This is a genomic window from Marinomonas primoryensis (assembly GCF_013372285.1).
Classification (GTDB): Bacteria; Pseudomonadota; Gammaproteobacteria; order Pseudomonadales; family Marinomonadaceae; genus Marinomonas; species Marinomonas primoryensis.
On sequence record NZ_CP054301.1, the window covers coordinates 1,234,186 to 1,260,544 of the forward strand.

Genomic DNA, 26,359 nt, shown 5'->3' on the forward strand with positions numbered 1-26,359 from the left:
AAAAATGAGGGTTGAATTATGCATAATAAGAATAAAAACATCTATAAACTCGTATCGCTTGCTACGTTCATGTTAGTTACGTTAAATATACAACAGGTTCAGGCTCGCACTTGGCAAGAAATTCAACAAAGTGGTGTCTTAAAAGTTGGACTGACAGGGGACTATAAGCCAATGTCCTTCCATGGTGAATCAGGAAAGCTAGAAGGGTTTGCTGTGGATATGACGACAGAACTAGCAAAATCTCTTGATCTAAAAATACAATTTGTGAATACCACATGGCCTAGCCTGTCTCAAGACCTTGCTAGTGACAAATTTGACTTGGCCGCTGGAGGGGTTACATTAACCAAAAAACGTGCCGAACAGTTTTTATTTTCTGATCCGGTGGTGGGTAATGGCAAAATCATTTTGACTAATTGTCAGAATAAGAAGCCATTGAGTACCTTGAACGATATTGATAAACCCAGTGTGAAGATGATCGTCAACCCAGGTGGTACTAACCAAATTTATGTGGATAATCATATAAAAAATGCTGATATCATTCGTACAAAAGATAATTTTGCTAATTTAAAGGGGATTCGTGAGGGCTCGGCTGATGCGATGATTACGGATCTAATTGAAGGGAATTATTATCAAGCAACTGAAAAGGGCGTCTTTTGTGTGTCTTCGAAGGTCTTAGTAGGCACGTCTAGTGTTAAAGCCTACATGGTGCAAAAAGACAATGAGATTTTGTTAAGTCGAATTAATACCTGGCTTCATGATTCGGATAAATCCACTTTGATTGCACACTGGGGATTAAAGCCATAGTCTTTTCATTAGTTACTTTGGCAAATTGTTTTCAGTTTTTATTTTAAGTAATATGTTGATAGCTGCTTGTCGGAGTAGCATTTGGCTGAGATCCTATAATTAAGTGCGGAATCTACAGAATCGTATTGGGCTATTACATACGTAGGAAGCAAGACGATATCTTAGAGGTAGAAGCGAATGGCGTTAACGTGGTCTATCTTTCTAAAGATGATGCCATCGTAAAAGATATGGATAAATTAGAAGTGGGAATATATCAGGCGTGGATTGACTCTGTATCTGATCGTAAAGTAGATGCAAAAGCAGCGCTAGCTTACTTTAGAAAAAAATGTAAGTGAATTAAGTCAGTAATTCTCCCTGTAATTAGATAAAAAATTAAAAACCATGGCCTTTAAAAGGACGTGGTTTTTTTATATCTATGTGAGTGGTATTTAGGACCTTAAGACTTCCTAGAAATAATAGGAAGTCTTAATTTTTATATTGGATTGTCCGTGATTACTGTTTAAAAGAGGGATCTTGTTTTTCGATAATGCGTTTCATGGCGGCAAACACATCTTCACCCGCACCATATTTAGGGTCCAATGGCAGAGAGTCTGCCGTGCACTTTCGACAAATATCTTCAGGGATTTCTCGTACTTTGCCCATGGACATAGACGCCAACTGTACTTCACACGCACGATTGACTAACCACATTAGAGAAAAAGCTTGAGCCAATGTCGCCCCCATAATGACAGGGCCGTGGTTACGAAGCATTAAAATAGGGTTCCCATTGGCGCTGTCTAAAATTCGTTGGCCTTCCTCCATATGAAGGGTGATGCCTTCGAAGTCGTGGTAAGACACTTTGTCGTAAATTTGTGCGGAGTAGAAGTTGCTGTAAGAAATACCTTCTTCTAAACAGCAGACAGCCAATGTCGGCGTGGTATGAACATGCATAACACAATGCGCGTCCTCTACTTTGTCATGAATAGCACTGTGAAAGGTAAAGCCAGCTGGGTTGATTGGCCAATCGGAATGACCAATGATATTGCCTTTCAAGTCTACTTTTACAAGATTAGAAGCTGTTACTTCACTGTAATGTAAACCAAAAGGGTTGATTAAGTAGTGATCATTTTCCCCAGGCACACGAAGCGAAATGTGGTTGTAAATGGCTTCATCCCATTTGAGATAGGCAAAAATCCGATACATGGCGGCGAGATCCACTCGAGTTTTCCACTCGGCATCACTAAATCGACTGGGTTGTTCAAAATAACGTTTAGTTGAAGACATACAGCTCTCTCTTTATGGTTGTTTATGAATAGGCTAAATAAAAAACAGGCTATAAAAAACAACAATAAATATGGTGTGGCTCAATGATTTTTATGTATCCATGGTAATTATGAATAGTAAGTAACCAAAGTGGCATCACATAAAAAGCTAGTTGATGTAGAAACGAGTACATTTGTAGGGTTGTCTGATCATGAATGATTAACGCAGGGTCTTTTGATTCGCTTGGATGTGGTTTGAGTCAACATGAGGAGAAAGCAGGTATTAAAACCTTATAAAGCCGCTTTAGGTCAATTAATGACGACATTGCGTTTATGTGGAGGATGGGCATGGGGTATGGTTATCGCCCACAAACGGCTCTATTGAGTGGGGTAACCTCTTTTATAAAAGAAGTGACAAGAGCCGAGTGGGTGTTGGGGGGGTGGCAGGAGGAATTGCTCATTATTTAATTCTAGTTTTTAATTCTGTGCTAATTCGTTTGCCTTAAATAGTGGTGTTTCAGACAGGAAATCCTATCTTCTGAAATATCCTCCTCGGTCACTGTCAGGCTTGCCGTTGCCATATCTTTTTGTCTTGCCGTGCTCCGCGGCTTTCAACGCCTGCTTTTCTCGAACGCGTTCAGCATCTTCAAAACTCAGTTCAGCTGGTTCGCGGGGAGTTTGGCCTTCAGGGATAATCCGTTTTCTGGCTGGCAGGTCAAACTGCTCAGATGAAACTCGCGGTAGATTTTTATACTTATACAGATAAAAAATTTCAACTTTCTCCCGCGCCCAGTCCGTTTTTTTGAGAAATTTCACACTGGATTCAATGCTCGGGTTAGTCTTTAAACAGTTGATGTTCAGATAAGCGTAGAGAATCTCAAAACCGTAATGATCAACTATCTGGGTGAGCAGTTCTTGTAAACCCAGACCGTGTAGGGGATTGTTTGTGTAGTTGATCTCGTCGTTCATAAAGATGTCCGGTAATAAGTCGAAAGTTTGAAAAGTATCAGAACGCGTCATCATACCTGTGACGGCGTAGACAATATAGTAAAGCCTAGTTTTAGCCAGGGTTCAAATACGCTATACATTGCAATCCTGATGAACGAATAACGGTTGGTTTTAAGGGCGTCATTTCTTATAAGATAGAAAGATAACGCTAAAAAGATAAAGGCAGAAAGTTAATGGAGTACAAGCATAAGCAATCCCCCTCATTCCTTTTGACGGAAAACGAAATGGGCAAGGCAGATCAAGCCGCTGTTATGGCGGGTGTACCAGCGATGGATTTGATGGCAGCCGCTGGCAAAGCGGTGGCAGACGCCGTGGTGAATCACTGGTCAAAACGATCCGTGTTGGTACTTTGTGGTCCGGGCAATAATGGCGGAGATGGCTTTGTGGTAGCACAGCATTTGCGTTCAATAGGTTGGCCAGTTCGTCTCGCTTTTTTAGGTTCTGTTGAGACTTTTTCAACGGAAGCGGCGCATTTTTATCAAGCTTGGCAAGGCGAAGTCGATCTCTTTTCAACGGACTTACTCGATCAAACAGAATTGGTCATAGACGCCATGTTTGGCGCAGGTTTATCTCGTCCATTGGAAGGCAAAGTCCGTGACATGGTTGATGCCCTGATAGCGCGTAAACTACCGGTTTGTGCGATAGATGTCCCTAGCGGTGTTGATGGTACAACGGGCGCCGCATTGGGGCAGGTGGCTTCAGCGGAATTAACCGTGACGTTTTTTCGTAAAAAGCCCGGACATATACTGTTTCCTGGCCGAGCGCTGTGCGGTGAACTCGTCGTTGCCGATATTGGTATTCCTGTGACTGTATTGGACGAGTTAACGCTTCAAACATGGGAAAACAGCCCTGAGCTTTGGTATGAAAATTATCCTTGGCCGCGATTGGATGGGCATAAGTTTCATCGCGGACATGCTGTGGTCTATGGCGGTGAAACACTCACTGGAGCCAGCCGTTTAACGGCTCGAAGCGCCATGCGTATAGGCGCTGGTTTGGTTACTTTGGCGGCTCCTATTAAGGCTTGGACTGTGTATGCCACAGCATTGACTGGTGTGATGGTGGCTAAATTAGAACTTAGCCAAGAGTCGGAAGATTTTGAAATGTTGTTATTAGACCCTCGTCATAATGCCATTGCCGTGGGGCCGGGAGCTGGTTTGGCAGGGTTCGAAAGCATTCGCACACGTAAAATCGTTTTGGCAGCGCTGGTTACAGGTCGCGCGACTGTGTTGGATGCCGATGCACTCAGTGCCTTTGCAAGCGATCCACAAACGCTGTTTGACGCCATTGTTGGACCTTGCGTGATGACGCCTCATGAAGGGGAGTTCGCGCGCCTGTTTCCTTTCCTCAATAAAAGCCACGCAGAGGACAAATTATCTCGGGCTCGACTTGCCGCCAAACAAAGTGGCGCTGTCGTGGTATTGAAAGGCGCGGATACGGTAATAGCTTCGCCAGACGGACGAGTGATAATTAACTCAAACGCGCCTGCTGAGCTTGCAACGGGCGGATCAGGCGATGTATTAGCAGGGTTTATTGTCGGGTTGTTAGCGCAAGGGCTTGAGCCTTTTCATGCCGCTGCCGCCGCCGTTTGGTTGCATGGCGAAGTGGGCAATGAGGTTGGCGTGGGATTGATAGCAGAAGACTTACCGGATCATTTACCTAAGGTTTTGTCCGTTTTTAAACGGCAATATTTCCCTACAAAAAAATAATGACAAGAAAATAAAGGCAAGAAAATATTGGTAAAAAAAGACCTTTATCCCGCTGATTGCTTCTTCGTTGCAAAAGCAGGGTAAGGTCTTTTTCGGTGTTAATTTATAGCGTTAGTTAACAGCCCGATTTTAAATCGGTATTAACTCACCATTTTGTGTGGATCAATAACGAATTTCTTCGCGGCGCCGCCATCGAAATCGGCGTAACCTTGTGGTGCTTGATCCAGAGATATCATCTGCACGTTCACCGCTTTAGCAATATCGATTTTATCAAACAAGATGGCTTGCATCAGCTGGCGGTGATACTTCATAACGGGACATTGACCCGTATGAAGTGAATGAGATTTCGCCCAACCAAGACCAAAACGCATGCTCAAGCTGCCTTGTTGTGCCGCGCTGTCTGCTGCACCAGGGTCTTCAGTAACGTACAGGCCTGGGATGCCAATTTGTCCACCCGCGCGAGTCATTTGCATGGCAGAGTTTAAGACAACAGCAGGTGATTCCTGATGATGGTCGCAGCCACATGCATGGGCTTCAAAACCAACGCAGTCAACAAACGCATCCACTTCACGATCACCCAGAATGGCTTCGATTTTGTCTTGAATATCGCCTTCTTGTTTAAGGTCGATAGTCTCACAACCAAAAGAGCGAGCTTGATTCAGCCTGTCTTCGACCATATCGCCAACAATTACACAGGCCGCACCTAATAAATGAGCAGAAGCGGCCGCGGCCAAACCAACAGGCCCAGCGCCAGCAATGTAAACGGTAGAGCCCGGTCCAACACCAGCCGTTATACAGCCGTGGAAACCCGTAGGAAGAATGTCAGAAAGCAAGGTTAGGCTTTGGATTTTCTCAAGTGCTTGATCCGCATCTGGGAATTTCAACAGGTTGAAATCTGCGTATGGCACCATTACATAGTCGGCTTGTCCACCAACCCAGCCGCCCATATCTACGTAACCATACGCGGCACCTGGGCGAGCAGGGTTTACGTTCAAACAGATGCCTGTTTTGCCTTCTTTACAGCTGCGGCAACGACCACAGGCAATATTAAATGGTACAGAGACCAAATCTCCAACCTTGATGAATTCTACATCACGGCCACATTCGATGACTTCGCCGGTGATTTCATGACCAAGTACTAAGCCTTTTTCAGCGGTCGTTCTGCCTCGTACCATGTGTTGATCACTGCCACAGATATTCGTAGTGACCACTTTCAGGATAACGCCATGGTCACAGCGTCGTTTACCAATGGCCAGTTCAGGGAAAGGGATTGCCTCGACTTTAACCGTGCCGTTTCCTTGATAAATGACACCTCGGTTTGCATGATTACTCATAACGATATCCTTTTTGCGGTTGTTGTTTTTATTGTTGAGTCTGACCCGTCATTTTGTCACCAGCAGTAAAAAGGATGGGTCTTTGTACGACCTATAAGTATTCTGAAAACGACGTCATTCAAATTAATTGATACAGTTCCTTATTTCCTTCGCCTTTTCTTTTGCTAGGAATAAGTATTAATGAGCACATCCAGCATGGCTGCCGCCGCGATGGAAAGGTTGGATCGTGGCTGACAGATGACTCCAACGCGACAATGAATTTCAGGTTGAATCACCGGACGAATGAGCGCCCCTTGTTCTATGGCTTGTTGGCGACAGATAGACGGCACAACCGCCACGCCCATGCCTTCGCTGACCATACGTCCAACTGTCGCCAGTTGGTGTGCATCAAACGCCACCGCCAGTTCGATGCCTGCGTCATGTAATGAGCTTTCTATTAGAGCGCGAACACTGGAAGGGCGCTGTAACGTAATAAAGTCATATTTTAAAAGCGCTCGCCAAGGAATTGTCTCTTGCTCTTCCAGAGGGTGATCTTTGGGCAAAATAGCGATGAACCTGTCATCGTAAAGTGGGTAAAAAGACAAATCCAAAAGATTGGCGGGTTCAAAGGAAATCCCTAATTCCACCTGATTGTTACGCACCATTTCAACCACGATATCTGATAACACATCGTCGATCGCTACCTGAATGTTTGGGTAAGACTCGTGGTAATTACGAATCGCTTTTGGCAATAATGACGCCGCAAAAGAAGGCATGGACGCGATGGCGATTTTGCCGAGTTGCAAGGCAAAGCGTTGCTTCATCTCGTCTTCGGCATTTTCCCATTGGGCTAATAATCGCCTCGCGATGGGCAAGAGCGCTTCTCCTTCTGGTGTCAATGCAATGTGGCGTGTGGTTCGAGTGAGAAGTTTTCCTCCTAAATTTTCTTCAAGGCTTTTGATCGATAAGCTCAGCGCAGGTTGAGATAAATGTAACTGAGTCGCAGCGCTGGCAAAACTCATCGATTGGGCGACGGCTAAAAAGGCTTTCACTTGTTTGATGTTCATTTAGTGTTCTTCATAAGAGTTATTCATTTAAAAAACTTATTAATAAATAGAAAAAACAAATTTAATTAATTTATAGCCATGAGTCAAACTGGACGGCAATCAAAAATAATAATGAGGAAATGACAATGGCAGGTTTTGACAAAGTGGTCGCTTCTTATGAAGACGCCATGATCGGGCTAGAAGACGGTATGACGGTTCTTGCTGGCGGATTTGGTTTGTGCGGTATTCCTGAAAACCTGATTGCTGAAATAAAACGCAGAGGCACCAAAGACTTGACCGTTGTGTCTAATAACTGCGGTGTCGATGGATTTGGTCTGGGTATTTTACTTGAAGACAGACAAATTCGAAAAATGGTGTCGTCTTATGTTGGCGAAAATGCCTTATTCGAAAAACAGTTATTAAATGGTGAGCTTGAAGTGGAACTGACACCTCAAGGCACCTTGGCTGAAAAAATGCGCGCTGGTGGCGCTGGGATTCCTGCATTTTATACCGCAACGGGCGTTGGTACTCCGGTAGCTGAAGGCAAAGAAACAAAGGTGTTTGATGGTCGCGAATACTTGATGGAAAAAGCCATTGTCGGTGATTTCGCGATTGTAAAAGGCTGGAAAGCCGACCGTTATGGCAATGTGGTTTATCGTCATACGGCACAAAATTTTAATCCTCTTGCGGCGACCGCTGGCAAGATCACCGTGGTAGAAGTGGAAGAAATCGTTGAGGTTGGTGAATTAGACCCAGCGCACATTCACACGCCAGGCATTTATGTGGATCGAGTTGTGCTCGGCACCTTTGAGAAACGCATAGAAAAAAGAACCGTTAAACCAACAGAATAAAAATAGAGGTTTTTATATGTCACTGACAAGAGAGCAAATGGCGCAACGTGTTGCCCAAGAATTGCAAGACGGTTTTTACGTCAACCTAGGCATCGGTATTCCTACTTTAGTCGCCAATTTCGTTCCGCATAATATGGAAGTCATGTTGCAGTCTGAAAACGGTCTGCTTGGCATGGGGGAGTTCCCAACGGAAGAGACCATAGACGCCGACATGATTAACGCAGGCAAACAAACCGTCACTACGGTAAAAGGTGCATCCATTTTTTCATCGGCTGAATCCTTCGCCATGATTCGTGGTGGCCATGTAGATTTGACCGTTTTGGGTGCGTTTGAAGTTGACGTGAATGGCAATATTGCGTCGTGGATGATTCCAAATAAATTGATCAAAGGCATGGGCGGCGCGATGGATTTAGTGGCAGGCGCGGACAATATTATTGTCACCATGACACACGCGTCTAAAACAGGTGAATCTAAGCTGTTATCCGAGTGCAGTTTGCCGCTAACCGGTAAAGGCTGCATTAAAAAAGTCTTAACGGATCTGGCGTGGTTAGAAATAGAAGACGGTGCTTTTGTTCTAAAAGAGAGGGCGCCGGGTGTGACGGTTGAGGAAATTATTGAGAAAACCCAAGGTAAGCTGGTGGTTCCCGATCATGTGCCTGAAATGACCTTTGCCTAATAAAACATAGAACAATAAATAGAATTTCACATTGAGGAGCGGATCAAATGAAAGCTGTCATCGTTGCTGCGGCAAGAACGCCTATAGGTGCTTTTAATGGCGCTTTATCTTCTTTGAGTGCGGTGCAACTCGGTACTCAATTGTTGTCTGGTATGTTGGCCAAACAACCACTTTTCAAAGATAACATAGACGAAGTCATTTTAGGTCAAGTGCTGGCAGCAGGTTGTGGTCAGAACCCGGCTCGTCAAACCGCCATTCACGCAGGTTTGCCAAAACAAGTATCCGCTATGACGATTAATAAAGTCTGTGGTTCTGGTTTAAAGGCCGTGCAGTTGGCCGCTCAAGCCGTATTGAACGGTGATGCCAACATGGTCGTTGCGGGTGGACAAGAAAGCATGAGCCAAGCGGCACATGTGTTGCCGAACAGTCGATCTGGCAAAAAAATGGGTAACTGGGAATTATTGGATTCCATGGTGACCGACGGTTTGTGGGATGCATTTAACGATTATCACATGGGCCAAACGGCAGAAAATATCGCTTCTCGTTGGGATATTAGCCGACAAGAGCAAGATACCTTTGCGGCCAACTCTCAACAAAAAGCCACGCAAGCACAAGCTGCGGGTCGTTTTGTTGAAGAAATTTTTCCTATTGCCGTGCCACAGCGTAAAGGTGAGCCAGTGATGGTTGATGCTGATGAACAGATTCGTCCAGCGACCAGTATTGAGTCTTTAGGAAAATTGCGTCCTGCTTTTGCGAAAGAAGGCACAGTTACCGCGGGTAATGCCTCGACGTTAAACGATGGTGCTGCCATGGTGATTGTGACGTCTGATGTGGAAGCGAAGCGTTTGGGTTTGCCTATTATAGCGGTTATTGAAGCGGCAAGTTCGGCGGGTGTGAACCCTGACGTTATGGGGACAGGCCCCATTGCTGCCACGCAAAAAGTGCTTAATAAAGTGAATTGGAGCGTCGCGGATTTGGATTTGATCGAAGCCAATGAAGCCTTTGCAGTGCAAGCTCTGTGTGTGAATAAAGAGCTCGGGCTAGACAGCGAAAAAGTGAATGTTAATGGTGGAGCGGTAGCGCTTGGTCATCCGATTGGTGCATCTGGTTGTCGCATTTTGGTCTCTTTGCTTCATGAAATGCAGCGACAAGATCTTAAAAAAGGACTGGCTACTTTATGTATTGGTGGCGGAATGGGTGTTGCCATGCTGGTCTCTCGCTAACCTTGTTGTAATGAATAAGTGTGATAGAAAAAGGGGGATCTCTAGAGATGCCCTTTTAGCTTTTTCATACAATGGAAAAGCATTAATAAAAAAGTATTAATAAAAAACATAAATATAATAATAGGATAAATTGATGAATACTCTCGAGCACAAAAAAACGGGTTTACAAACAATAAGCCAATTTTTCGTAACACTTTTACAGCGTTATCTTCCAGACCCTTTCATATTTGCCATTGTCTTAACCTTTGTGGTGTTTTTGTGTGTCATGCCCAGTACGGGGCAAGGGCCAATGCAGGTCGTAAATGCGTGGGCAGGCGGTTTTTGGAACTTGTTGAGTTTCTCTATGCAGATGGCGATGGTGGTGGTAACGGGCCATGCGATGGCCAGTGCGCCAGCCTTTAAACGTAAATTGTCTATGTTGGCTGGTGTTGCCAAAACACCAGGCCAAGCCATTATCCTCGTTACTGTCATCAGTGCGATGGCGTGTTGGGTAAACTGGGGCTTTGGGTTAGTTGTTGGCGCGATTTTCGCTCGTGAAATTGCCGCTCGTGTTAAAGGTGTGGATTACCGTTTGCTGATCGCTTCTGCTTACAGCGGTTTCTTGTTTTGGCATGGTGGATTATCGGGTTCAATACCGCTTTCTATTGCCGGTGGTAAAAATATTGAGGCCGTAACGAATGGCGCGGTAACCGCGGCAATTCCTACTTCTGAAACGATTTTTTCAGCTATGAACTTGACGATTCTAGCGGTTATGTTGGTCACGATTCCTCTGTTGAATCGCTTGATGCACCCATCCCCGCAAGACACCATCACGATTGATGCGGAATTGTTAAACGAAACGGTGGTTGAGGTACCTGAAAAAGCCAATATGACACCGGCAGAGCGTCTTGAAAACAGCCGTATTTTGTCTTTGCTTCTTGGTGTGATGGGTTTCTCGTTCATTATTTATTACTTTGTGACGAATGGCTTCGCGCTAAACTTGAATATCGTTAACTTTACCTTTTTGTTTTCTGCGGTCTTGCTGCATGGTACGCCAAAAAGCTTATTAAACTCGATTTCTCAAGGTGCCCGTAACTGTTCTGGCATTCTTCTGCAATTTCCGTTCTATGCAGGAATCATGGGGATGATGACGGCCACAGGGGATTCTGGTGCTTCTCTAGCGGGTGTGATCTCTCAGGGTTTTGTGTCTATTTCTAATGAAACAACCTTCCCATTATTTACGTTCTTGAGTGCTGGGATTGTAAACTTCTTCGTACCTTCTGGTGGTGGTCAGTGGGCGGTTCAAGCGCCAATCATGATGCCAGCCGGTGCTGCACTGGGTGTGGATGCCGCGAAAACGGCCATGGCTATTGCATGGGGTGACGCATGGACAAATATGATCCAACCTTTCTGGGCATTGCCAGCGTTAGCGATTGCTGGGTTGGGTGCGAAAGATGTAATGGGTTACTGCCTGATGGCTTTGATCGGTTCTGGTGTGATTATTTCTTTGGGATTTTTGATTTTCTAAACAGGTAATAAAAAACGAAATAACCACTGTCTCAATTTTTTGGATGGTGGTTTTTTTGTTTCTGTCTATTGTCTTTTTTTACGGTACTTACGCCTTTCTATCACTGTTTAAATTCTTATAGATTACGTATTTCAATTGGTATGTCATTTTTTTGCACAAACTACTATATTCTTGAAATTTATAGTAAAACCATCCTTTTATTTCCATATTGTTATATCTCTTATTTGGGTAAATTTGAGTAAGTTCTCTTTATAATGAGTGACAAGTTTTTCATTCAAATTAACGACAAATGAACATAGGTAAAAAATGGCGAGGGTACAAAAGGTAAGCGATAACCGAAAAAAAGGCATGGTTGTAAAAAGAAGTGTACTCGCAATACAGCGCTATTTTTTAGGCTTTTCTTTATTGTTTGGAATGCCTGTCTACGCAGACATTAATTGGATGTCCGCAACGCTAGATAACGACTTCTTTGTGAACGAAGATAATGGCTACACTAATGGTGTTTATGTTTCATTTTACGATATTCACGAAAACGTAACGGCCGTTAAACAACCCGATTTTTGGGTAGCTCCGCTCATGTGGAGCATGCCTAAGCAGGGTATTGATAATGTGGTGAATGTTTACAGCGCTGGCCAAGCATTGACAACGTCTTACGACATTGCAGAAGTGAATCCTGAAGAGGGCTCGCTGCCTTATTCTGGCTTGTTAAGCTTTACCAACACTTATATTACGGCAAACGCTGATCATGCAGATCGAGTGTCGACAACCTTGGGCGTGGTTGGGCCGCTTGCTATGGGCGAGCAAACACAAAAAACAATCCATAAAATCATTGGAGCTCAGAAACCGATGGGGTGGGATACTCAATTAGAAAATGAGGTTGTGTTTGAGTTTTCGCGAGGTCGTAGCTGGCGTACTTGGGTTTCTGATAGCGGTAAAATGGATTTTTTATCCGGTGTGGATGCGAGCGTTGGAACGCTCAGAAGCGGTGTGAGTACGGGTGTAATGTTGCGTTATGGCCATAATCTGGATGACTCTTATCCGACTGTTTTATTGTCAGCATCGAGATCGTCCAATCCTCTTGCCGTGAACAGGGGCTGGTTTGTTTATACTGGCGTTAAATATAATTACATCTTCAATCAAATATTTACGAATGGTAATACCTTCCGCGACAGTCAGTCTGTTGATTATGATCACAATCAAAATATGTTTACGTCAGGTTTGAGTTATTCATGGGGCAGTGGTGCTTTAGCATTTGCGATTAATGCTCCGTTTACCCTTAACGGTGATACGAATGACCGTGAATTGGATAAATTGACCCGTTATGGCACCTTAACGTTTGCTTGGCAAATATAGAATTTTTGTTTTCATCAGAGCATAAGAAAGCCTTTTACTTGGAAAAGTAAAAGGCTTTTTTAAGGTGCTTTTCGATCAAATCAACGAAGTTAAATAGGCTTTCCATTCATTGGGTTTGCCGTAATAAGGGCTATGAGAGACAGTCTTCAAGACGCCATCTTTTTCGATGATTAACGTCGGGTAGCCACTCACTTTCATTTGACTCATTAACTCATGGCTTTCTTGTATTTGCCCCATCATTTTGGCTTCGGAACCGGCTATTTTCTCGTTCCACGTAATGGCATCTAATCCCATAGACACAGCAAGTTTCTCTACTGTGTCTAATTGATCCAAATGTTGACCTTCTTGGTAATGGCTTTTTTGAATTATTTCTAGCATTTTATGCGCTGCCACGCCCATTTCTTGACCAACAAGAAACGCACGCGTTGTCGTGTAAGAATCCACTACAAACTCATCCTTGCTCGCTACTCTTGCTTTATAAGCGTCACCAAAGTGGGCTTTTGTCATGCTGGCAATTTGCTCGTCGGCTTGCAAAATATGCTGTCTAAAAGACGGATCAATCGCACGTTTCGGGATCATCCCGCCTGGGTGGTAAATGATTTCAAACTCAGACATGTTTGCTAAAACTTCGATTAACGATGACGCGCCGTAACACCAACCACACATAGGGTCGAAGAAATAATGAACGTTTACCATGTCATTTCACCTTGATGGACCTTAGCCGCAATGTTTAGGTTTAGCATGCCTTGGGTTTCAGGGTATTTTTTCGACATAAAACGAATCATTTCATTACTGTTAGCGGTTTCTTGCTTTGCTTGTTGAAAGTCCGTGATGTAGTTAAGTGAGAAACGAATCGCATCAGCATTCATTTCTGTGTCTTCTATCATATGACCAGGAACGACCGTCGTTGGTTTAAGCGCGAGCATTTCTTTTAACTGTGCTTTCCATGCTGCCTGAGACACATCTGTTTGTGCATCCGCCATCCATAAATGCATGTTTCCGAACACCGCGACGTTGCCTAAAATCGCTTTTTTTGATGGAATCCATAGGTAAGGGCGGTGTGCTAACACCCCTTTTGTACCACGAATATCTATGGTGTGCCCGTCAACAGTCAAGGTTGACTTAGTATAAGCCGTAGGAACGATAGGGTTTACAGGTGCATTGCCTGCCATTTTTGGTCCCCAAAATGCCAATTTTCCTGCCATTTTCTCTTCAATAACCTTTTTGACTGCTGGTGTGGTGATGATCTCTGCTTTCGGGAAAATATCATGCAGCGTTTCGGCACCAAAGTAATAGTCAGGGTCTGCTTGGCTAATGAAAATGGTTTTTAACTCTTTGTTTGAATCCAAGACTTTAGCGGCAATACGCAATGCGTCGGCTTTAGTAAAACCAGCATCAACAACCATGGCTTCTGTTTCGCCATAAACCAAAGTAGAGGTAACACCAAAGCTGCCAGGAGCGGCATTATATACATCTAGTGTTAACGGCTTAGTGTCTGCCGCAAAAGCAGAATGAGCGATAAGTGCAGAAGCCGCCAATGTAATCAATTTTTTCATTATTTCTCTCCAAAGAGCTAATGTTTAATTTATGTGGCCATCATAGAGAATTGACGTGCTCAGAAAAATACATAAAAATGAGCATGATTGTTTCTTATATCGTGCAAGTGAGTGTGTGAAATTATGGACAGAGTGATAGCCGCTAAAGTTTTTATCGATGTTGCCCAATCGCGCAGTTTTTCTCGTACCGCAGATCGTTTGAATATGTCACGACCAATGGTGACGCGATATATAGAAGCAATGGAAGACTGGTTAAAGATTCGTTTGTTGCATCGCACAACACGAAAAATATCACTGACTAGTGCTGGTGAAGCCTGCTTAAAAGATGTCGAGCTTTGGTTGGAGCAAGCCGATAATTTTATATCTTTGGTGAATACCAGCGAGGAGCTGTCAGGCTTGGTGCGAATCACCTCGAGCATGTCATTTGGTTTTTCACAGCTGATGCCGGCAATTCAGGATTTTATGCGTTTTTACCCGAAAGTACGCATCGATATTGACCTAGAAGACAGTGCGGCAGACCTTACCGAAAAAAGCATCGACCTTGCGATACGAATTGCCTCGAATCCGGATCCTTCTTTAATAGGCAAACCTATTGCCGTGTGTGAGTCTGCACTGGTTGCTTCTACGGCTTACCTCGAAAAAGTTCGCGAAACAATAGGGGGAATTCAGCATCCAAAAGACCTAGTGAATCACCAGTGTTTAGGCTACAAAAACTTTGAACGACACATATGGCACCTGTCTCAAGGTGATCAATTTGAATCCATTCCAGTCGACTGTCGTTTAACCGCGAACGAAGCAACGGCGTTGCTACATGCAGCGTTAAATGACGGAGGAATTTCCCTACAACCGACGTATCTTGTTAATCGTTATATAAAAGAGGGCCGTTTGTGTCACGTATTACCAGATTGGAAACCCAAAGACCTTAGCATTTACGCGTTGTACTCTTCTAGAAAGCACCTACCACCGACCGTGCGCGCTTTAATTGATCACCTAGAAATTTACTTCAAAGATAATCCTTGGTAAGAATCGAGTGGATAATAAGCCAGTAGGGATTCCGCATCTTGGATTGTCAGGGTAAACTGACAATCCAAGATGCGGACATTTAGCGAAGAAGGGACTTTAGAACGCAATGACAATAACTCAATCTAACTTTGCTTTTCTAAAAGGCCACAACGATTTCCTTTTCTCCATTGCCCAAGCGGCCGAGAAAAACTATCCCGATGACCCAAATACCACATTAGTAAAATTGCGTATTTTTGGGGAATACGTGGCGAATCATCTTGGAAAACTACTTAATATCGAACCGCAAGAAACCCAGTTTAAACTGCTTGAAGAAATCCAACGCAAAACGAAAATAGATGACACCATTCTTGATGTGTTTCATAAGCTTCGCGGCATTGGCAACCAAGCAGTTCATAAATACCATAACGACTTAAACGACGCAGAAATGTGCCTGCGTTTGGCGTTTCGCTTGGCGGTTTGGTATTACCGACTGATTAGCCAAGACAAAGATTTCCCCTCGCCATTATTTCAATTACCCAGTAAGCAAGATCAGCAAGCAACTCAACAGGCTTTTCAGCAAGAAATGACCTTGTTAAAGCAAGCCCTTGAACAAGCTGAAAAAGCGGCTCTGCAAAACGAACACAAGAGCCAAGCGGAAATCGAAGCACAGCAAGCCAAGCTAATTGAGCTGCAAGGTAGACTCTCTGTTTTCCAAAGCCAGCAAACGGAAACCCTTGCGCAAAGTGAAGCACGCATTGCCGCCTTAGAAGCTCAGCTAAAAGCCAAAGAAGATGAATTAGCCAGCTTAACCGAGCAAGACCGTAACGCTTTCCACAACCAAGCCAAGACTCAAGTGAGCCAAAACAAGCTCAACTTAGATGAAGCAGAGACGCGTTATTTAATAGACGAACAGCTGCGCCTCGCTGGTTGGGATGCCGATACTCAAAACCTCAAATACAGCAATGGCACTCGCCCCGAAATTGGTCGCAATATGGCGATTGCCGAATGGCCAACGGGAACCGATGGAGCGGAGCTTTCTGACACAGGTAAAGGCTTTGCCGATTATGTTTTGTTTGCAGGATTAACCCCAGTTGGTGTGGTGGAAGCTAAACGTTACAACATCGACGTAGCCAGCAAACTCAACGAAGCGTTTCGCTACAGCAAAACCTTTGACTTACTGGCGTATCGAAAAGAATTAGCCCAACGCGCCGCCAACGATGATGCGATGATGGCGCAAGTCAGCGAGCTAAAAACCAACCAATACCATGCGAACGGTTTTAACATTCCTTTTTGCTTTTCTGCCAATGGCCGTGGTTACAGCGCCGCCGTAAAAAGCAAAAGCGGTATTTGGTATCGAGACACACGACTCGACAGCAACCAGCCTGACGCCTTGCCTCAATGGTTCACGCCAGCGGAGCTGCTTAGCAAGCTGGATCAAAACATTGGCCAATTGAACAACTGGTTTGCTACGCATCCAGACATGAGCGAACTAGGCTTGCGTTACTATCAAGAAGACGCCGTGCGTGCTGTTGAACATGCTGTGCTAAGCGGCCAGCGCAGCGCCTTACTTGCCATGGCAACGGGGACAGGGAAAACCCGCACCGCCATCGCCATCATGTATCGCATGATCCAATCCCAGCGCTTCAAGCGCGTGTTGTTCTTAGTAGATCGTCGTTCATTGGGCAAACAAGCACTCGATTCCTTTGACGAAATGCGCATACAAGGTCAAACCTTTACCAGCATTTTTAACATAAAAGGCATGACGGATCGCTTCCCTGAAGACAGCACCAAAATCCACGTTGCGACCGTACAATCTCTTGTTAAACGCGTATTGCAAAGTGACGAAATCATCCCAGTGGGATTGTACGACGCCATCATCATAGACGAAGCGCACCGCGGTTATATTCTCGACAAAGAACAAACCGAAGGCGAAGAAGCCTTTCGTGACCAGCAAGAATTTATTTCGTCTTATCGTCGTGTGATCGACCAATTTGATGCTTTCAAACTGGCATTAACAGCGACGCCAGCCTTGCATACCACAGAAATATTTGGCCGCCCGATTTACAATTATTCCTACCGCACCGCGGTGATAGACGGCTACCTCAATGACTATGATCCACCGATCAAGATAAACACTAAACTCAATACCCAAGGCGTGGTGATCGCCGAAGGGGAGCAGGTGAAACGTTTAGAGGTTTCTGGCGAATTAAAGTTAGATACATTAGAAGACGAGCAAAACTTCGACGTCGATCATTTCAACCGCCAGATCATTTTGCCAGCGTTTAACCAAGTGATCTGTGAAGAACTGACCAAATACCTAGACCCAACCAGTCAGCAGAAAACCCTAATTTTTTGTGTCAACAACGACCACGCCGACATGGTGGTAGAAGCACTCAGAACCGCCTTTATCGCCAAACTTGGCTCGCTTCAGTACGATGCCATTTTGAAAATCACCGGCAATGCTGACAAAAATGCCGACAAGGTACAGGAACTGATCACCAAGTTTGATAAAGACAATCGTCCCAATATCGTGGTGACAGTTGACCTACTGACCACAGGCATAGACGTACGCAGTATTTGTAATTTGGTGTTCTTGCGCAAAGTCCGTAGTCGCATCCTTTATGAACAAATGAAAGGCCGCGCCACGCGACTTTGCCCAGAAGTCGGCAAGAGCAACTTTCGCATTTTCGACGCCGTCGATCTGTACAGCAGCCTAGAACCCTACGACACCATGAAAGCCGTGGTAGTGCGGCCCGATGTGACCTTGCAAACGCTCGTCACCGAAATCAGCGACGACAATACCTACGACCTTACAGAGTCCAACGGTAAATCTTTTGCTCAAAACAGTCATGAACAGCTGGTATCCAAATTACAACGAGTGATTACCCAAGCCGATTACCAACGCAACCGTGATCGCGATATCGATCAGCAAGTCAGTCGCCTAGACGAACGCCTGAAAAATGTCGCCCGATGCGATTTTTCTGGCTTTGCCAAAACGGCCTTAACCGACGGCCCGAAAATATCCGCTCAGTATTTTGCGCAACTGCCCAATTTTGTCGAACAAATTGAAAACCTAAAGCGCAGCCTAAACGCCTTGCGTGATCGTCCTATTTTTTCCGATGTGCCAGATGAAGTGATCGGCACAGACATTTTGTATGGTCAGCACAATAATGCCGACGATTTCCTAGACGCCTTCGACCACATGGTCGCCAGCAATGTTAACAAGCTGCCAGCGTTAGACGCCGTGGTGAATCGGCCACGGGATTTAACCCGCAAAGGCTTGGTAGAACTGCAAGAATGGTTTGATGCGAACTACTTTGACGAATCCGCCTTGCAAGCTGCGTGGAAACGCAAAACGACTCAAGACATTGCTGCCAAATTAGTGGGTCACATTCGTCGCGCCGCCATCGGTAACGCGCTCTTGCCGTTTGGTGTACGTGTCGATCACGCCCTAGAGAAGATCAAGAACGAGAATGACTGGAACCCAGTGCAAATCAAATGGCTGGATCGCCTCGCCAGCTCGATAAAAGACAAGGTCGTATTGGACGACGATGTTTACAAAATCGGCAATTACAAACGCGAAGGCGGCAAACGCATGCTAGAAGAAGCCCTAAACGGCGAGCTAGACGACATACTGCATAAGTTTAGCGAGTATATCTGGGATGAGCTCGCCTAGGTCGGTATCATACGGCGCATTTATGGGGCTAATTGAATAGACCCAATGGCATACAAATCGAATACACCCTATAAAACCTGCTTAGGCAGGTTTTCCTATCGGTAAGAGACATTTTATGAACAACAACGAACTGGTCGCCAAACTCTGGAAGCTGTGTGACAACCTACGCGACGGTGGCGTGTCCTACCAAAACTACGTCAATGAATTGGCGTCTTTATTGTTCCTTAAAATGTGCGAGCAAACAGGGCAAGAAACCGAATTACTGCCAGAAGGATTTCGTTGGCAAGACCTGAAAAGTAAAATCGGCTTAGAGCAACATAGCTTTTACAAAGACCTATTGAACAAACTGGATGGCGCGCATCATCCCATCGTGCAAGCCATCTTTTTGAATGCCTCGACCACCATTACTCAGCCAGCGCAATTGACCGAACTGATCAACAACATGGACAAGCTGGACTGGTATGACACAGACGGCACAGGCAAAGGCCGTGATGACTTTGGCGACATGTACGAAGGCTTATTACAGAAAAACGCTAACGAAACCAAGTCGGGCGCTGGGCAATATTTCACGCCGCGTCCCTTGATTAGCGCCATTGTTGAACTGATGAAACCGCAACCGCGCGAGATCATCCAAGATCCAGCCGCCGGCACCGCAGGTTTCTTGATCGAAGCCGATAAATACATCAAAGCCCACACCAACGACTTAAACTATCTAAGCGACGACGATGCCGAATACCAAAGCAAGCGTGCTTTTATTGGCGTGGAGCTAGTACCAGAAACTCGCCGTTTGGCCTTGATGAACTGCCTATTGCATGACATAGAAGGCGACGACGAACACGGCGCGATACACCTTGGCAATACGCTAAGCGCCGATGGCGAACAATTACAAAAAGCCAATTTGGTCTTATCTAATCCGCCGTTTGGCAGTGCTTCCAGCACCAACATTACTCGTACTTTTGTGTACTCAACCAGCAACAAGCAATTGTGTTTTATGCAACACATTGTCGAAACGCTGGAACCCGGTGGCCGCGCCGCCGTGGTGATTCCCGATAACGTGTTATTCGAAGGCGGCAAGGGCACAGATATTCGCCGCGACCTAATGAACAAGTGCAACTTACATACGATTTTGCGTTTGCCCACGGGTATCTTCTACGCCGCAGGCGTGAAAACCAACGTGCTGTTTTTCCAAAAAGGCGCGCCAGGCAACCCACATCAAGACGTGGATTGCACCCAAGAAACCTGGGTCTACGACATGCGCACCAATATGCAAACCTTTGGCAAACGCCGCATGTTAACCAACGCCCATTTTGATGGCTTTATCGCGGCCTATGGCGAAGACGCCAACGGCCAATCCCCACGCACGGAAGGGATCTACCAACAGCTGGGCGAAATCGACGGGCTTTCTACCGACGAAGGCGACGACACCGCCCGCTGGCGCAAATTCAGCCGCGACCACATTCGCGAGCAAAAAGGCGACAGCCTAGACATAACATGGCTCAAAGACCTAGAAGCCAGCAACTCTGAAAACCTCCCCGAGCCAGATATTCTCGCTGGTGAAGCCATGGCGGAACTGACCGAAGCCATGAGCGAACTCTATCAACTGATGCAAGCCCTCGGCGCGGACGACGAAGCCGAAGCGCAAAAAAAACTGCTAGAAGCCTCTTTTGGTCTGCAAGAAAAAACCGTTGAACAGAGCAAAGAGCAAGGCAATAAGACAGGCCAAGGCGAGCTATTTGGAGGCCAAGCGTGAGCGAATTGCCGAAAGGGTGGGTTGAAGTTGAGTGGGATCAGGTTACTACTAAAGACGGTTTTAGAAGAGGACCATTTGGTGGTAATTTGAAAAAATCATGCTTTGTTGAAAGTGGTTTTGCCATCTATGAACAATATGCTCCAATAAATAATGATTGTATAAACTTTAGATATTTCGTCGACGATGAGAAGTATAAAGAACTCCAAAGTTTCAAAGTAGATAATGGCGATTTTCTAATCAGCTGTTCGGGAACCATGGGCAAAATAACGAAGGTTCCCGAGGGCGCTCCAAAAGGGCTAATAAATCAGGCTCTCTTGAGAATAAGATTGGTAGAAAGCTGTATTGACTCCGAATATTTCTTAAAACTTTTTCGCTCTCCCATCCTACAAAATCAAGTACTGAACTCTTCTGTAGGTGGAGCCATACAAAATTTAGCAGCGGTTAAAGAATTAAAGAAAATTCTAATCCCCCTCGCTCCACTAGCTGAACAAAAGCGCATCGTCGAAAAACTCGATCAAGTCTTAGCGCAGGTGGACACCATCAAAGCCCGCCTCGACGGCATCCCCGCTATCCTCAAACGCTTCCGCCAATCCGTCCTCGCCGCAGCAGTGAGTGGGAAATTGACTGAAGAGTGGAGAGGGAAAGATGAAGAATATATCGATACTTGTGGTTACAAAACTCCATCCTCATGGTTGCAAAGTTCAATAGATGAAGAGTCTGAATATGTGACAAGTGGATCGAGAGGTTGGGCTCAATATTATTCCGACACTGGGTCTCTTTTTATTCGTTCTCAAGATATCAATACAGATGAACTGGAAATTGATGACGCTGCTTTTGTGAAACTACCAGCCAAAGTTGAAGGTCAAAGAACAAAAGTTCAGAAAGAAGACTTATTAATCACAATAACTGGCGCTAATGTAACAAAATGTGCTCGTTTGAAAATAGAACTTGATGATGCATATATTAGCCAGCATGTAGCATTGATCCGTCTGAAAAATACTGAGGATTCTTCTTTTATAGAGTTAGTTTTAAAGGCTCTCAATGCAGGAAGAAAACAGCTTACTGATCTTGCGTATGGTGGTGGTAAACCCGGGCTTAATTTACAGAATATCAAAGATGTTAAATTTTCAAAGCCGATATATAAGGAAAGGGATGAAATCGTCCGCCTTGTGGATCAATACTTTGCCTTTGCCGACACCATAGAAGCACAAGTGCAAAAAGCCCAACAGCGCGTCGACAAATTGACCCAATCCATCTTAGCCAAAGCCTTCCGCGGCGAACTCGTACCACAATATCCAACCGACGAACCCGCCGACGAACTGCTTAAACGCATCGCCACCGCCCGCAAAGAGGCCGAAGCGCTTGCGCTCTCTGCCAAAAAAACCGCGAAGAAGGTTGGGACTAAAAATGTTAAGTAAATATCAATTTAAAATTACCTCATTAGAAAACTAACTCAGTAATAAAAAGGAAAAACTATGTCATTGATGATTAAAAAAATATTTACTTCTATCGATCTGTTTTTTGGATACCTCGCCTTTGCTTTAATGAAAACTCTGTTATATGTGTTTTCATTTATTTTATGTATATCGAGTGTGTTGGATATTCTGACCACACCTTTTTATGATGAATCGAGTTACGATGTATTCAGTTTTAGCTTTAATGAATTAGACAATTTGGAAGCATTGGTTATTCTTGTTTTTACTTTTGTAACAGTGCGTTTTTTTAGGCGCAGTAAAGCTGAAGGTGTGACGCTTTGGTTGTGCTTAAAATCCTATGGGTTTGTGTCTGCTGTATCTGTATTGTTCTCAGCCACTATTTATTTACTTGTGATTATGTATGTGACGATTGATCGTGGTGAAATTGGCTCTTCTGTTTTTGATGAGAACTCCGACTTACAGTATTTCTCCAACGCAACTTTTCTTCTTTTAGTTCTGTACGCTTTTGCTCCTTTGCCAAAATTGGGGTGGTTGCAAAAAATCAGAGGTAAGAAAGAAGAGGTTGTGTCTGAAACAGAGCAACCAAATGATTTTACTTACTCTGAAAAAGGTTCTGTGGATTCAAATATTTACGAAGCAGACTCTTCTCATTCAAGCTCTTTCAATTCAGATAAGACAGATAACAAATAAGAAAAGGATTTTAAAATGACTTTAAATAATCGTGTTGTATTCGTTTTGTTGTCTTTAGTGTTAAGTAGTAATGCTTTTTCCCGTAATGACATTCCTTTAAGCAAAGGCGCTGATTTTTTAGTTAGTGCTTGCCAAGAAGTAGTTGATATTTATGATGCGCATGGCGAAGCGAAGTTTCTAGCGTCTCAGCGTACGTCTTTGGCAGAAGGTATTCGTACAGGTTATTGTCTTGGTGTTATTGTGCAATACCGAGAAAATGCTGGTTATTGTCGTTATTCAAAAAATAATGTTTTAGAAATGGCTCAGGTGATTGCTCGTACCAATCTGACTGAGTCTCAGTTAAAACGAACGGATACTTCTGACATTTTAGAAGAGGCTTATTGTGGACTCTAGGTATTACGGTATTTCCGAGGCGCTAAGTTTACTATTTGGTTCGAACATTTTAGCCAATGTTCCCTCGTTACGAACCAAGGCGAATTCTTTTTTGCGCAATGGTGTTTTGAATTTTAAAGCAGATTTGATTACTCATAACAATAAAAACGTTATTCCAGAAAGTGAACTTGATACCTTATTTAATGCTATGTTGTTGAGCTCTATTTTTACCAATTCAAAAGAAGTAAAAGCGATTTTTTGTGAGGCAGCTAAGCGCCAGCAATGCGCCGGTATCGTAAAAGCCATGTTTACTCGTCAGCATTCGCTGGCGGGGATTGCTCTTTCAAGTAGCAAGGCAACAGCTTTTGTGACTTGTCTTGAGGGGGGTTTTGACCTTAGGGCGAACCGTTTACCGAATCCGTTTAAAACCTTGCCTCAGGCGACGCTTGGCAGTAATGGCTCGTTGCTTCGTGTATTGTTGGCTCAAGCTGCGGTACTTGATCCTATGGATAGTATTCTAATGAAATACTTAGATGGTGAATGGCTGGAGGCGAAAGCCTTGATTGATCAATTGGATGCGAATGCTTCCGGTGTTGCCGAGCTGAAGGCTGAGATAGATAAGAAAATTCATGAAGCCGAAGAGGTGGATGATCTTTTGGATTTTATGCGTGGCCTTTAAGGCCTCTTGTAAAAAATAGTTAGAAAATAGCTTTGTTGTGCAGTGCACAAGTTGAATCTGGTTTCCGTTGACAACAAACGGAGGTTCAACATGAAAACATCTATTTTGAATACTGCTAATTCAAACGCACTAGTTTCAAGTGCACACGATCTAAATGCACAAACTGTAAAGACCGATCTGGTTATCAATTTCCATATGACAGAAAGCTGTAACTATCAGTGCAGCTACTGTTACGCCACTTGGGATAACTTAGAAGCGAAAAACGAGCTTCACCGTTTGTCAGGCCAAGTGGAATCCCTTCTCCAAAATCTCGCTGATTATTTTTTACAACCTAATCCACTACAAGCCGAAATGAGTTATCAGAACGTGCGCCTTAATTTTGCTGGCGGCGAGCCTATGTTGCTCGGTCAGCGCTTTTTGGATGCCGTGAAGTTTGCGAATCAGTTAGGTTTTCGCACGTCTTTGATTACCAATGGGCATTATCTTACTAACGACATTTTGGATGAACTGGCTCCCTCGTTGGATGTATTAGGGATTAGTTACGATACGGCGGATCATGCTTTAGCTCAGAGCATTGGTCGTGTTGATCGCAAGCAACGTTGGATTGCTGCTGAACAACTGATGCAGATGTGCGCCCGTTATCGTTCGTTGAATCCAGCTGGGGTTTTAAAGCTGAACACAGTGGTGAATGCTGTGAACTGTGATGACAGTCTGCTGGATTTAATAAACGAAATTCAGCCAAATAAATGGAAACTGTTACGCGTTTTACCTGTGCATGATCATCAGCTGACGATTACTAAGGCTCAATATCAAGGTTATGTTCAGCGACATTCTGCGCTATCTAGCATCATTGTTGAAGAAGACAATGAAGCCATGACACACACCTATCTGATGATCAATCCCGAAGGGCGTTTTTACCAAAATTCCGATGCGGGCAGCGGTTATATCGTCAGTGATTCGATTTTGACTGCGGGTGTCGAGCAAGCACTTAGTCAGGTTCCTTTTAACATATCTGGGTTTAAGCAGCGTTACGAGCTTATTCCTTCGGTTATGGTTTGAGGAGGGATTTATGATGAAGCAGATTATCAATGGACTTGAATCAATCCCTTTTTCGTTGCGAAAAAAGGCACGTCAAGAAATCTCAGATTTACTTAAGTTAGGTAAACGATCTAGAAGGTGGAAAAAATTATCGAACAAGAAAGATTGGATAAGTTGTAAGTTGAATAAGTGTTATCGACTTGTTGTTATGCTTTCAAGAGTTTCCACAGGACCTTATATTTGTATGAATCATTCTGACTACGATAAGCGTTTTAGGTAAAAGGTAGAAAGTTAGGAGGAGTAAATAACCACCCCAGATTCTCGAATCTGTTCTAACAAGACTTGATTGGTGAGTTTGGTTTGTGTCTACCGCCTTAGTATTGGATTAACTGTTTGGGCAGCCTGTAAAGTATGTTCTTTTACAGGCTGCCATAAAGCTTTCGGGGTGAAACTTTAGGTTCTTAGTGCTAATATGAAAAGGTGTGTCTCACTCTGATATAGAAGGAGTTTTGTATGAGTAAAGTCAGGATGATTTCTCGGAAGTCCAGAAAAGAACCTTTACACGATCTGGCAACGTTGCAAAAACTGGCTGCAGAGGCTTCTCGTCGTGCGGTTCAGCAGGCTGAAAAATCGCATGTATCTGCTGCTTATGTAAAAGACGGCAAATTGATAATGCGTAATCCAGACCATTCTATTACAGAAGTTAAATTACTTTCTGATCGTCCTCGTCTAAATGCTGAGGATCTGGTTTGGCAAGCCTAAGGTTAATTGCTGGTCCTAATGGTTCTGGTAAGACAACGTTAACTAAGTTACTCAGGGAAGAGTATTCTGTTCCACTCGGCCAATATCTTAACCCTGATGATATTGCTAAACACATTTCCTTTTCTTCAATTGATCATACTTTATCAGACGATACTTTTTTAGCCGCAAAACTTGCTCAATCCATTTCGGTAGGGCTTCGAGATGACTGGGTGAAAGATGGTTTGTCGTTCACTTATGAATCAGTGATGAGTCACGAGAGTCATATTCAGTTTGTGGAAGGTGCTAAGAAAGTGGGCTATAAGCCATACTTATATTATGTTTGTACTTCTGAGGTTGAGTTGAACAAGGCGCGTGTAGAACAGCGAGTAAAGGAAGGTGGTCATACGGTTCCAGAGGAAAAAATCACTTCTCGTTACCTGCGCAGTTTAGAAAATCTTTATGAAATGTTAACCATCTGTCGTCGAGGATTTTTGTTTGATAATTCGTCAACTGAAATGACATTTATCGCAGAAGTTACGCAGGATGGCTATCTAGATATTAAGGCGAAAGCGTTCGATGAAACACAGCCTTATTGGCTTCTTGAACATGTTGTCAAAAAGTGGCCAAAAGAAAAAGTCCGCTTAATTCGTTAAATTAAGTACATCACATTTCATTCATTACTTAAATTCTT

25 protein-coding genes are annotated in these 26,359 nt (G+C 44.1%); 19 read left to right on the top strand and 6 right to left on the bottom strand.

Going from position 1 to position 26,359, the window contains the following annotated elements; translation table 11 throughout:
- Positions 1-18 precede the first annotated feature (18 nt).
- Positions 19-804 carry a transporter substrate-binding domain-containing protein gene (locus tag MP3633_RS05675; RefSeq protein WP_176334813.1) on the top strand — a complete coding sequence of 262 codons (786 nt, stop codon included), beginning with the start codon at positions 19-21 and terminating at the stop codon, positions 802-804.
- 125 nt (positions 805-929) lie between these two features.
- A complete protein-coding gene (locus tag MP3633_RS05680) occupies positions 930-1,139 on the top strand; it encodes a hypothetical protein (RefSeq protein WP_176334814.1) in 210 nt (69 codons plus the stop codon).
- A 157-nt stretch (positions 1,140-1,296) separates the two neighbouring features.
- Here the strand turns inward: MP3633_RS05680 and MP3633_RS05685 are convergent, their stop codons facing one another.
- Both MP3633_RS05685 and MP3633_RS05690 read right to left on the bottom strand, forming a co-directional pair.
- Complete coding sequence (locus MP3633_RS05685) at positions 1,297-2,067, bottom strand: class II aldolase/adducin family protein (RefSeq protein WP_176334815.1); 771 nt, start codon at positions 2,065-2,067, stop codon at positions 1,297-1,299.
- A 509-nt stretch (positions 2,068-2,576) separates the two neighbouring features.
- Positions 2,577-3,014, bottom strand: a complete 438-nt coding sequence (locus tag MP3633_RS05690) for a VF530 family protein (RefSeq protein WP_176334816.1) — start codon at positions 3,012-3,014, stop codon at positions 2,577-2,579.
- 212 nt (positions 3,015-3,226) lie between these two features.
- On the opposite strand from MP3633_RS05690, the gene MP3633_RS05695 reads away from it, so the two are divergent.
- Positions 3,227-4,759 (top strand): NAD(P)H-hydrate dehydratase, encoded by a 1,533-nt coding sequence (locus MP3633_RS05695; RefSeq protein WP_176334817.1) that lies wholly within the window; start codon positions 3,227-3,229, stop codon positions 4,757-4,759.
- Positions 4,760-4,899: 140 nt separating this feature from the next.
- Here MP3633_RS05695 and fdhA read toward each other — a convergent pair whose 3' ends face one another.
- Positions 4,900-6,093, bottom strand: coding sequence for a formaldehyde dehydrogenase, glutathione-independent (fdhA, locus tag MP3633_RS05700; RefSeq protein WP_112139998.1), 1,194 nt, complete (start codon positions 6,091-6,093; stop codon positions 4,900-4,902).
- Between the two features lie 164 nt (positions 6,094-6,257).
- Positions 6,258-7,139 (bottom strand): LysR family transcriptional regulator, encoded by an 882-nt coding sequence (locus tag MP3633_RS05705; protein WP_176334818.1) that lies wholly within the window; start codon positions 7,137-7,139, stop codon positions 6,258-6,260.
- Between the two features lie 125 nt (positions 7,140-7,264).
- On the opposite strand from MP3633_RS05705, the gene MP3633_RS05710 reads away from it, so the two are divergent.
- From MP3633_RS05710 to MP3633_RS05730, 5 genes are all read left to right on the top strand, one after another.
- Entirely contained in the window at positions 7,265-7,969 is a 705-nt protein-coding gene (locus MP3633_RS05710) for a CoA transferase subunit A (RefSeq protein WP_176334819.1), read from the top strand.
- A 16-nt stretch (positions 7,970-7,985) separates the two neighbouring features.
- Positions 7,986-8,645, top strand: coding sequence for a CoA transferase subunit B (locus MP3633_RS05715; RefSeq protein ID WP_176334820.1), 660 nt, complete (start codon positions 7,986-7,988; stop codon positions 8,643-8,645).
- Positions 8,646-8,692: 47 nt separating this feature from the next.
- Positions 8,693-9,868, top strand: a complete 1,176-nt coding sequence (locus tag MP3633_RS05720; protein WP_176334821.1) for an acetyl-CoA C-acetyltransferase — start codon at positions 8,693-8,695, stop codon at positions 9,866-9,868.
- A 133-nt stretch (positions 9,869-10,001) separates the two neighbouring features.
- Positions 10,002-11,375, top strand: coding sequence for a short-chain fatty acid transporter (locus MP3633_RS05725; RefSeq protein WP_112139989.1), 1,374 nt, complete (start codon positions 10,002-10,004; stop codon positions 11,373-11,375).
- Positions 11,376-11,681: 306 nt separating this feature from the next.
- Positions 11,682-12,728, top strand: coding sequence for a lipid A deacylase LpxR family protein (locus MP3633_RS05730; RefSeq protein ID WP_176334822.1), 1,047 nt, complete (start codon positions 11,682-11,684; stop codon positions 12,726-12,728).
- 75 nt (positions 12,729-12,803) lie between these two features.
- On the opposite strand, the gene MP3633_RS05735 is transcribed toward MP3633_RS05730, so the two are convergent.
- Both MP3633_RS05735 and MP3633_RS05740 read right to left on the bottom strand, forming a co-directional pair.
- Positions 12,804-13,424 carry a DsbA family protein gene (locus MP3633_RS05735; protein WP_176334823.1) on the bottom strand — a complete coding sequence of 207 codons (621 nt, stop codon included), beginning with the start codon at positions 13,422-13,424 and terminating at the stop codon, positions 12,804-12,806.
- Entirely contained in the window at positions 13,418-14,284 is an 867-nt protein-coding gene (locus tag MP3633_RS05740) for an MBL fold metallo-hydrolase (protein ID WP_176334824.1), read from the bottom strand. Before MP3633_RS05740 ends, MP3633_RS05735 begins: the two co-directional genes overlap by 7 nt.
- A gap of 123 nt (positions 14,285-14,407) precedes the next feature.
- Here MP3633_RS05740 and MP3633_RS05745 point away from each other — a divergent pair, with 123 nt between their 5' ends.
- The 11 genes from MP3633_RS05745 to MP3633_RS05790 all read left to right on the top strand — a co-directional run bounded on the left by MP3633_RS05745 (position 14,408) and on the right by MP3633_RS05790 (position 26,321).
- Positions 14,408-15,307: a LysR family transcriptional regulator gene (locus MP3633_RS05745; protein ID WP_176334825.1), complete on the top strand. Its 900-nt coding sequence runs from the start codon at positions 14,408-14,410 to the stop codon at positions 15,305-15,307.
- A gap of 106 nt (positions 15,308-15,413) precedes the next feature.
- Entirely contained in the window at positions 15,414-18,962 is a 3,549-nt protein-coding gene (gene hsdR / locus MP3633_RS05750; RefSeq protein WP_217909056.1) for a type I restriction-modification system endonuclease, read from the top strand.
- Positions 18,963-19,077: 115 nt separating this feature from the next.
- The gene (locus MP3633_RS05755) at positions 19,078-20,712 is read left to right on the top strand and encodes an N-6 DNA methylase (RefSeq protein ID WP_176334826.1); all 1,635 of its coding nucleotides are present in this window, start codon (positions 19,078-19,080) and stop codon (positions 20,710-20,712) included.
- The gene (locus tag MP3633_RS05760) at positions 20,709-22,130 is read left to right on the top strand and encodes a restriction endonuclease subunit S (protein WP_176334827.1); all 1,422 of its coding nucleotides are present in this window, start codon (positions 20,709-20,711) and stop codon (positions 22,128-22,130) included. Before MP3633_RS05755 ends, MP3633_RS05760 begins: the two co-directional genes overlap by 4 nt.
- A 57-nt stretch (positions 22,131-22,187) precedes the next feature.
- Positions 22,188-22,838: a hypothetical protein gene (locus MP3633_RS05765; RefSeq protein ID WP_176334828.1), complete on the top strand. Its 651-nt coding sequence runs from the start codon at positions 22,188-22,190 to the stop codon at positions 22,836-22,838.
- 15 nt (positions 22,839-22,853) lie between these two features.
- A complete protein-coding gene (locus MP3633_RS05770) occupies positions 22,854-23,231 on the top strand; it encodes a hypothetical protein (protein WP_176334829.1) in 378 nt (125 codons plus the stop codon).
- Positions 23,221-23,889 carry a hypothetical protein gene (locus MP3633_RS05775; protein ID WP_176334830.1) on the top strand — a complete coding sequence of 223 codons (669 nt, stop codon included), beginning with the start codon at positions 23,221-23,223 and terminating at the stop codon, positions 23,887-23,889. Before MP3633_RS05770 ends, MP3633_RS05775 begins: the two co-directional genes overlap by 11 nt.
- Positions 23,890-23,979: 90 nt before the next feature.
- Positions 23,980-24,948 carry a viperin family antiviral radical SAM protein gene (locus tag MP3633_RS05780; protein WP_176334831.1) on the top strand — a complete coding sequence of 323 codons (969 nt, stop codon included), beginning with the start codon at positions 23,980-23,982 and terminating at the stop codon, positions 24,946-24,948.
- A 13-nt stretch (positions 24,949-24,961) separates the two neighbouring features.
- Entirely contained in the window at positions 24,962-25,207 is a 246-nt protein-coding gene (locus MP3633_RS19095) for a ParE family toxin-like protein (RefSeq protein WP_425324756.1), read from the top strand.
- Positions 25,208-25,440: 233 nt separating this feature from the next.
- Positions 25,441-25,689 carry a hypothetical protein gene (locus MP3633_RS05785; protein ID WP_176334832.1) on the top strand — a complete coding sequence of 83 codons (249 nt, stop codon included), beginning with the start codon at positions 25,441-25,443 and terminating at the stop codon, positions 25,687-25,689.
- Positions 25,677-26,321: an ATPase gene (locus MP3633_RS05790; protein WP_176334833.1), complete on the top strand. Its 645-nt coding sequence runs from the start codon at positions 25,677-25,679 to the stop codon at positions 26,319-26,321. Before MP3633_RS05785 ends, MP3633_RS05790 begins: the two co-directional genes overlap by 13 nt.
- Positions 26,322-26,359: the final 38 nt, after the last annotated feature.

Excerpts from the sequence above, each read along its gene's own strand:
- MP3633_RS05675 (WP_176334813.1), top strand. The coding sequence starts at position 19 with ATGCATAATAAGAATAAAAACATCTATAAACTCGTATCGCTTGCTACG.
- MP3633_RS05685 (WP_176334815.1), bottom strand. The coding sequence starts at position 2,067 with ATGTCTTCAACTAAACGTTATTTTGAACAACCCAGTCGATTTAGTGAT.
- MP3633_RS05690 (WP_176334816.1), bottom strand. The coding sequence starts at position 3,014 with ATGAACGACGAGATCAACTACACAAACAATCCCCTACACGGTCTGGGT.
- MP3633_RS05695 (WP_176334817.1), top strand. The coding sequence starts at position 3,227 with ATGGAGTACAAGCATAAGCAATCCCCCTCATTCCTTTTGACGGAAAAC.
- fdhA (WP_112139998.1), bottom strand. The coding sequence starts at position 6,093 with ATGAGTAATCATGCAAACCGAGGTGTCATTTATCAAGGAAACGGCACG.
- MP3633_RS05705 (WP_176334818.1), bottom strand. The coding sequence starts at position 7,139 with ATGAACATCAAACAAGTGAAAGCCTTTTTAGCCGTCGCCCAATCGATG.
- MP3633_RS05710 (WP_176334819.1), top strand. The coding sequence starts at position 7,265 with ATGGCAGGTTTTGACAAAGTGGTCGCTTCTTATGAAGACGCCATGATC.
- MP3633_RS05715 (WP_176334820.1), top strand. The coding sequence starts at position 7,986 with ATGTCACTGACAAGAGAGCAAATGGCGCAACGTGTTGCCCAAGAATTG.
- MP3633_RS05720 (WP_176334821.1), top strand. The coding sequence starts at position 8,693 with ATGAAAGCTGTCATCGTTGCTGCGGCAAGAACGCCTATAGGTGCTTTT.
- MP3633_RS05725 (WP_112139989.1), top strand. The coding sequence starts at position 10,002 with ATGAATACTCTCGAGCACAAAAAAACGGGTTTACAAACAATAAGCCAA.
- MP3633_RS05730 (WP_176334822.1), top strand. The coding sequence starts at position 11,682 with ATGGCGAGGGTACAAAAGGTAAGCGATAACCGAAAAAAAGGCATGGTT.
- MP3633_RS05735 (WP_176334823.1), bottom strand. The coding sequence starts at position 13,424 with ATGGTAAACGTTCATTATTTCTTCGACCCTATGTGTGGTTGGTGTTAC.
- MP3633_RS05740 (WP_176334824.1), bottom strand. The coding sequence starts at position 14,284 with ATGAAAAAATTGATTACATTGGCGGCTTCTGCACTTATCGCTCATTCT.
- MP3633_RS05745 (WP_176334825.1), top strand. The coding sequence starts at position 14,408 with ATGGACAGAGTGATAGCCGCTAAAGTTTTTATCGATGTTGCCCAATCG.
- hsdR (WP_217909056.1), top strand. The coding sequence starts at position 15,414 with ATGACAATAACTCAATCTAACTTTGCTTTTCTAAAAGGCCACAACGAT.
- MP3633_RS05755 (WP_176334826.1), top strand. The coding sequence starts at position 19,078 with ATGAACAACAACGAACTGGTCGCCAAACTCTGGAAGCTGTGTGACAAC.
- MP3633_RS05765 (WP_176334828.1), top strand. The coding sequence starts at position 22,188 with ATGTCATTGATGATTAAAAAAATATTTACTTCTATCGATCTGTTTTTT.
- MP3633_RS05770 (WP_176334829.1), top strand. The coding sequence starts at position 22,854 with ATGACTTTAAATAATCGTGTTGTATTCGTTTTGTTGTCTTTAGTGTTA.
- MP3633_RS05780 (WP_176334831.1), top strand. The coding sequence starts at position 23,980 with ATGAAAACATCTATTTTGAATACTGCTAATTCAAACGCACTAGTTTCA.
- MP3633_RS19095 (WP_425324756.1), top strand. The coding sequence starts at position 24,962 with ATGAAGCAGATTATCAATGGACTTGAATCAATCCCTTTTTCGTTGCGA.
- MP3633_RS05785 (WP_176334832.1), top strand. The coding sequence starts at position 25,441 with ATGAGTAAAGTCAGGATGATTTCTCGGAAGTCCAGAAAAGAACCTTTA.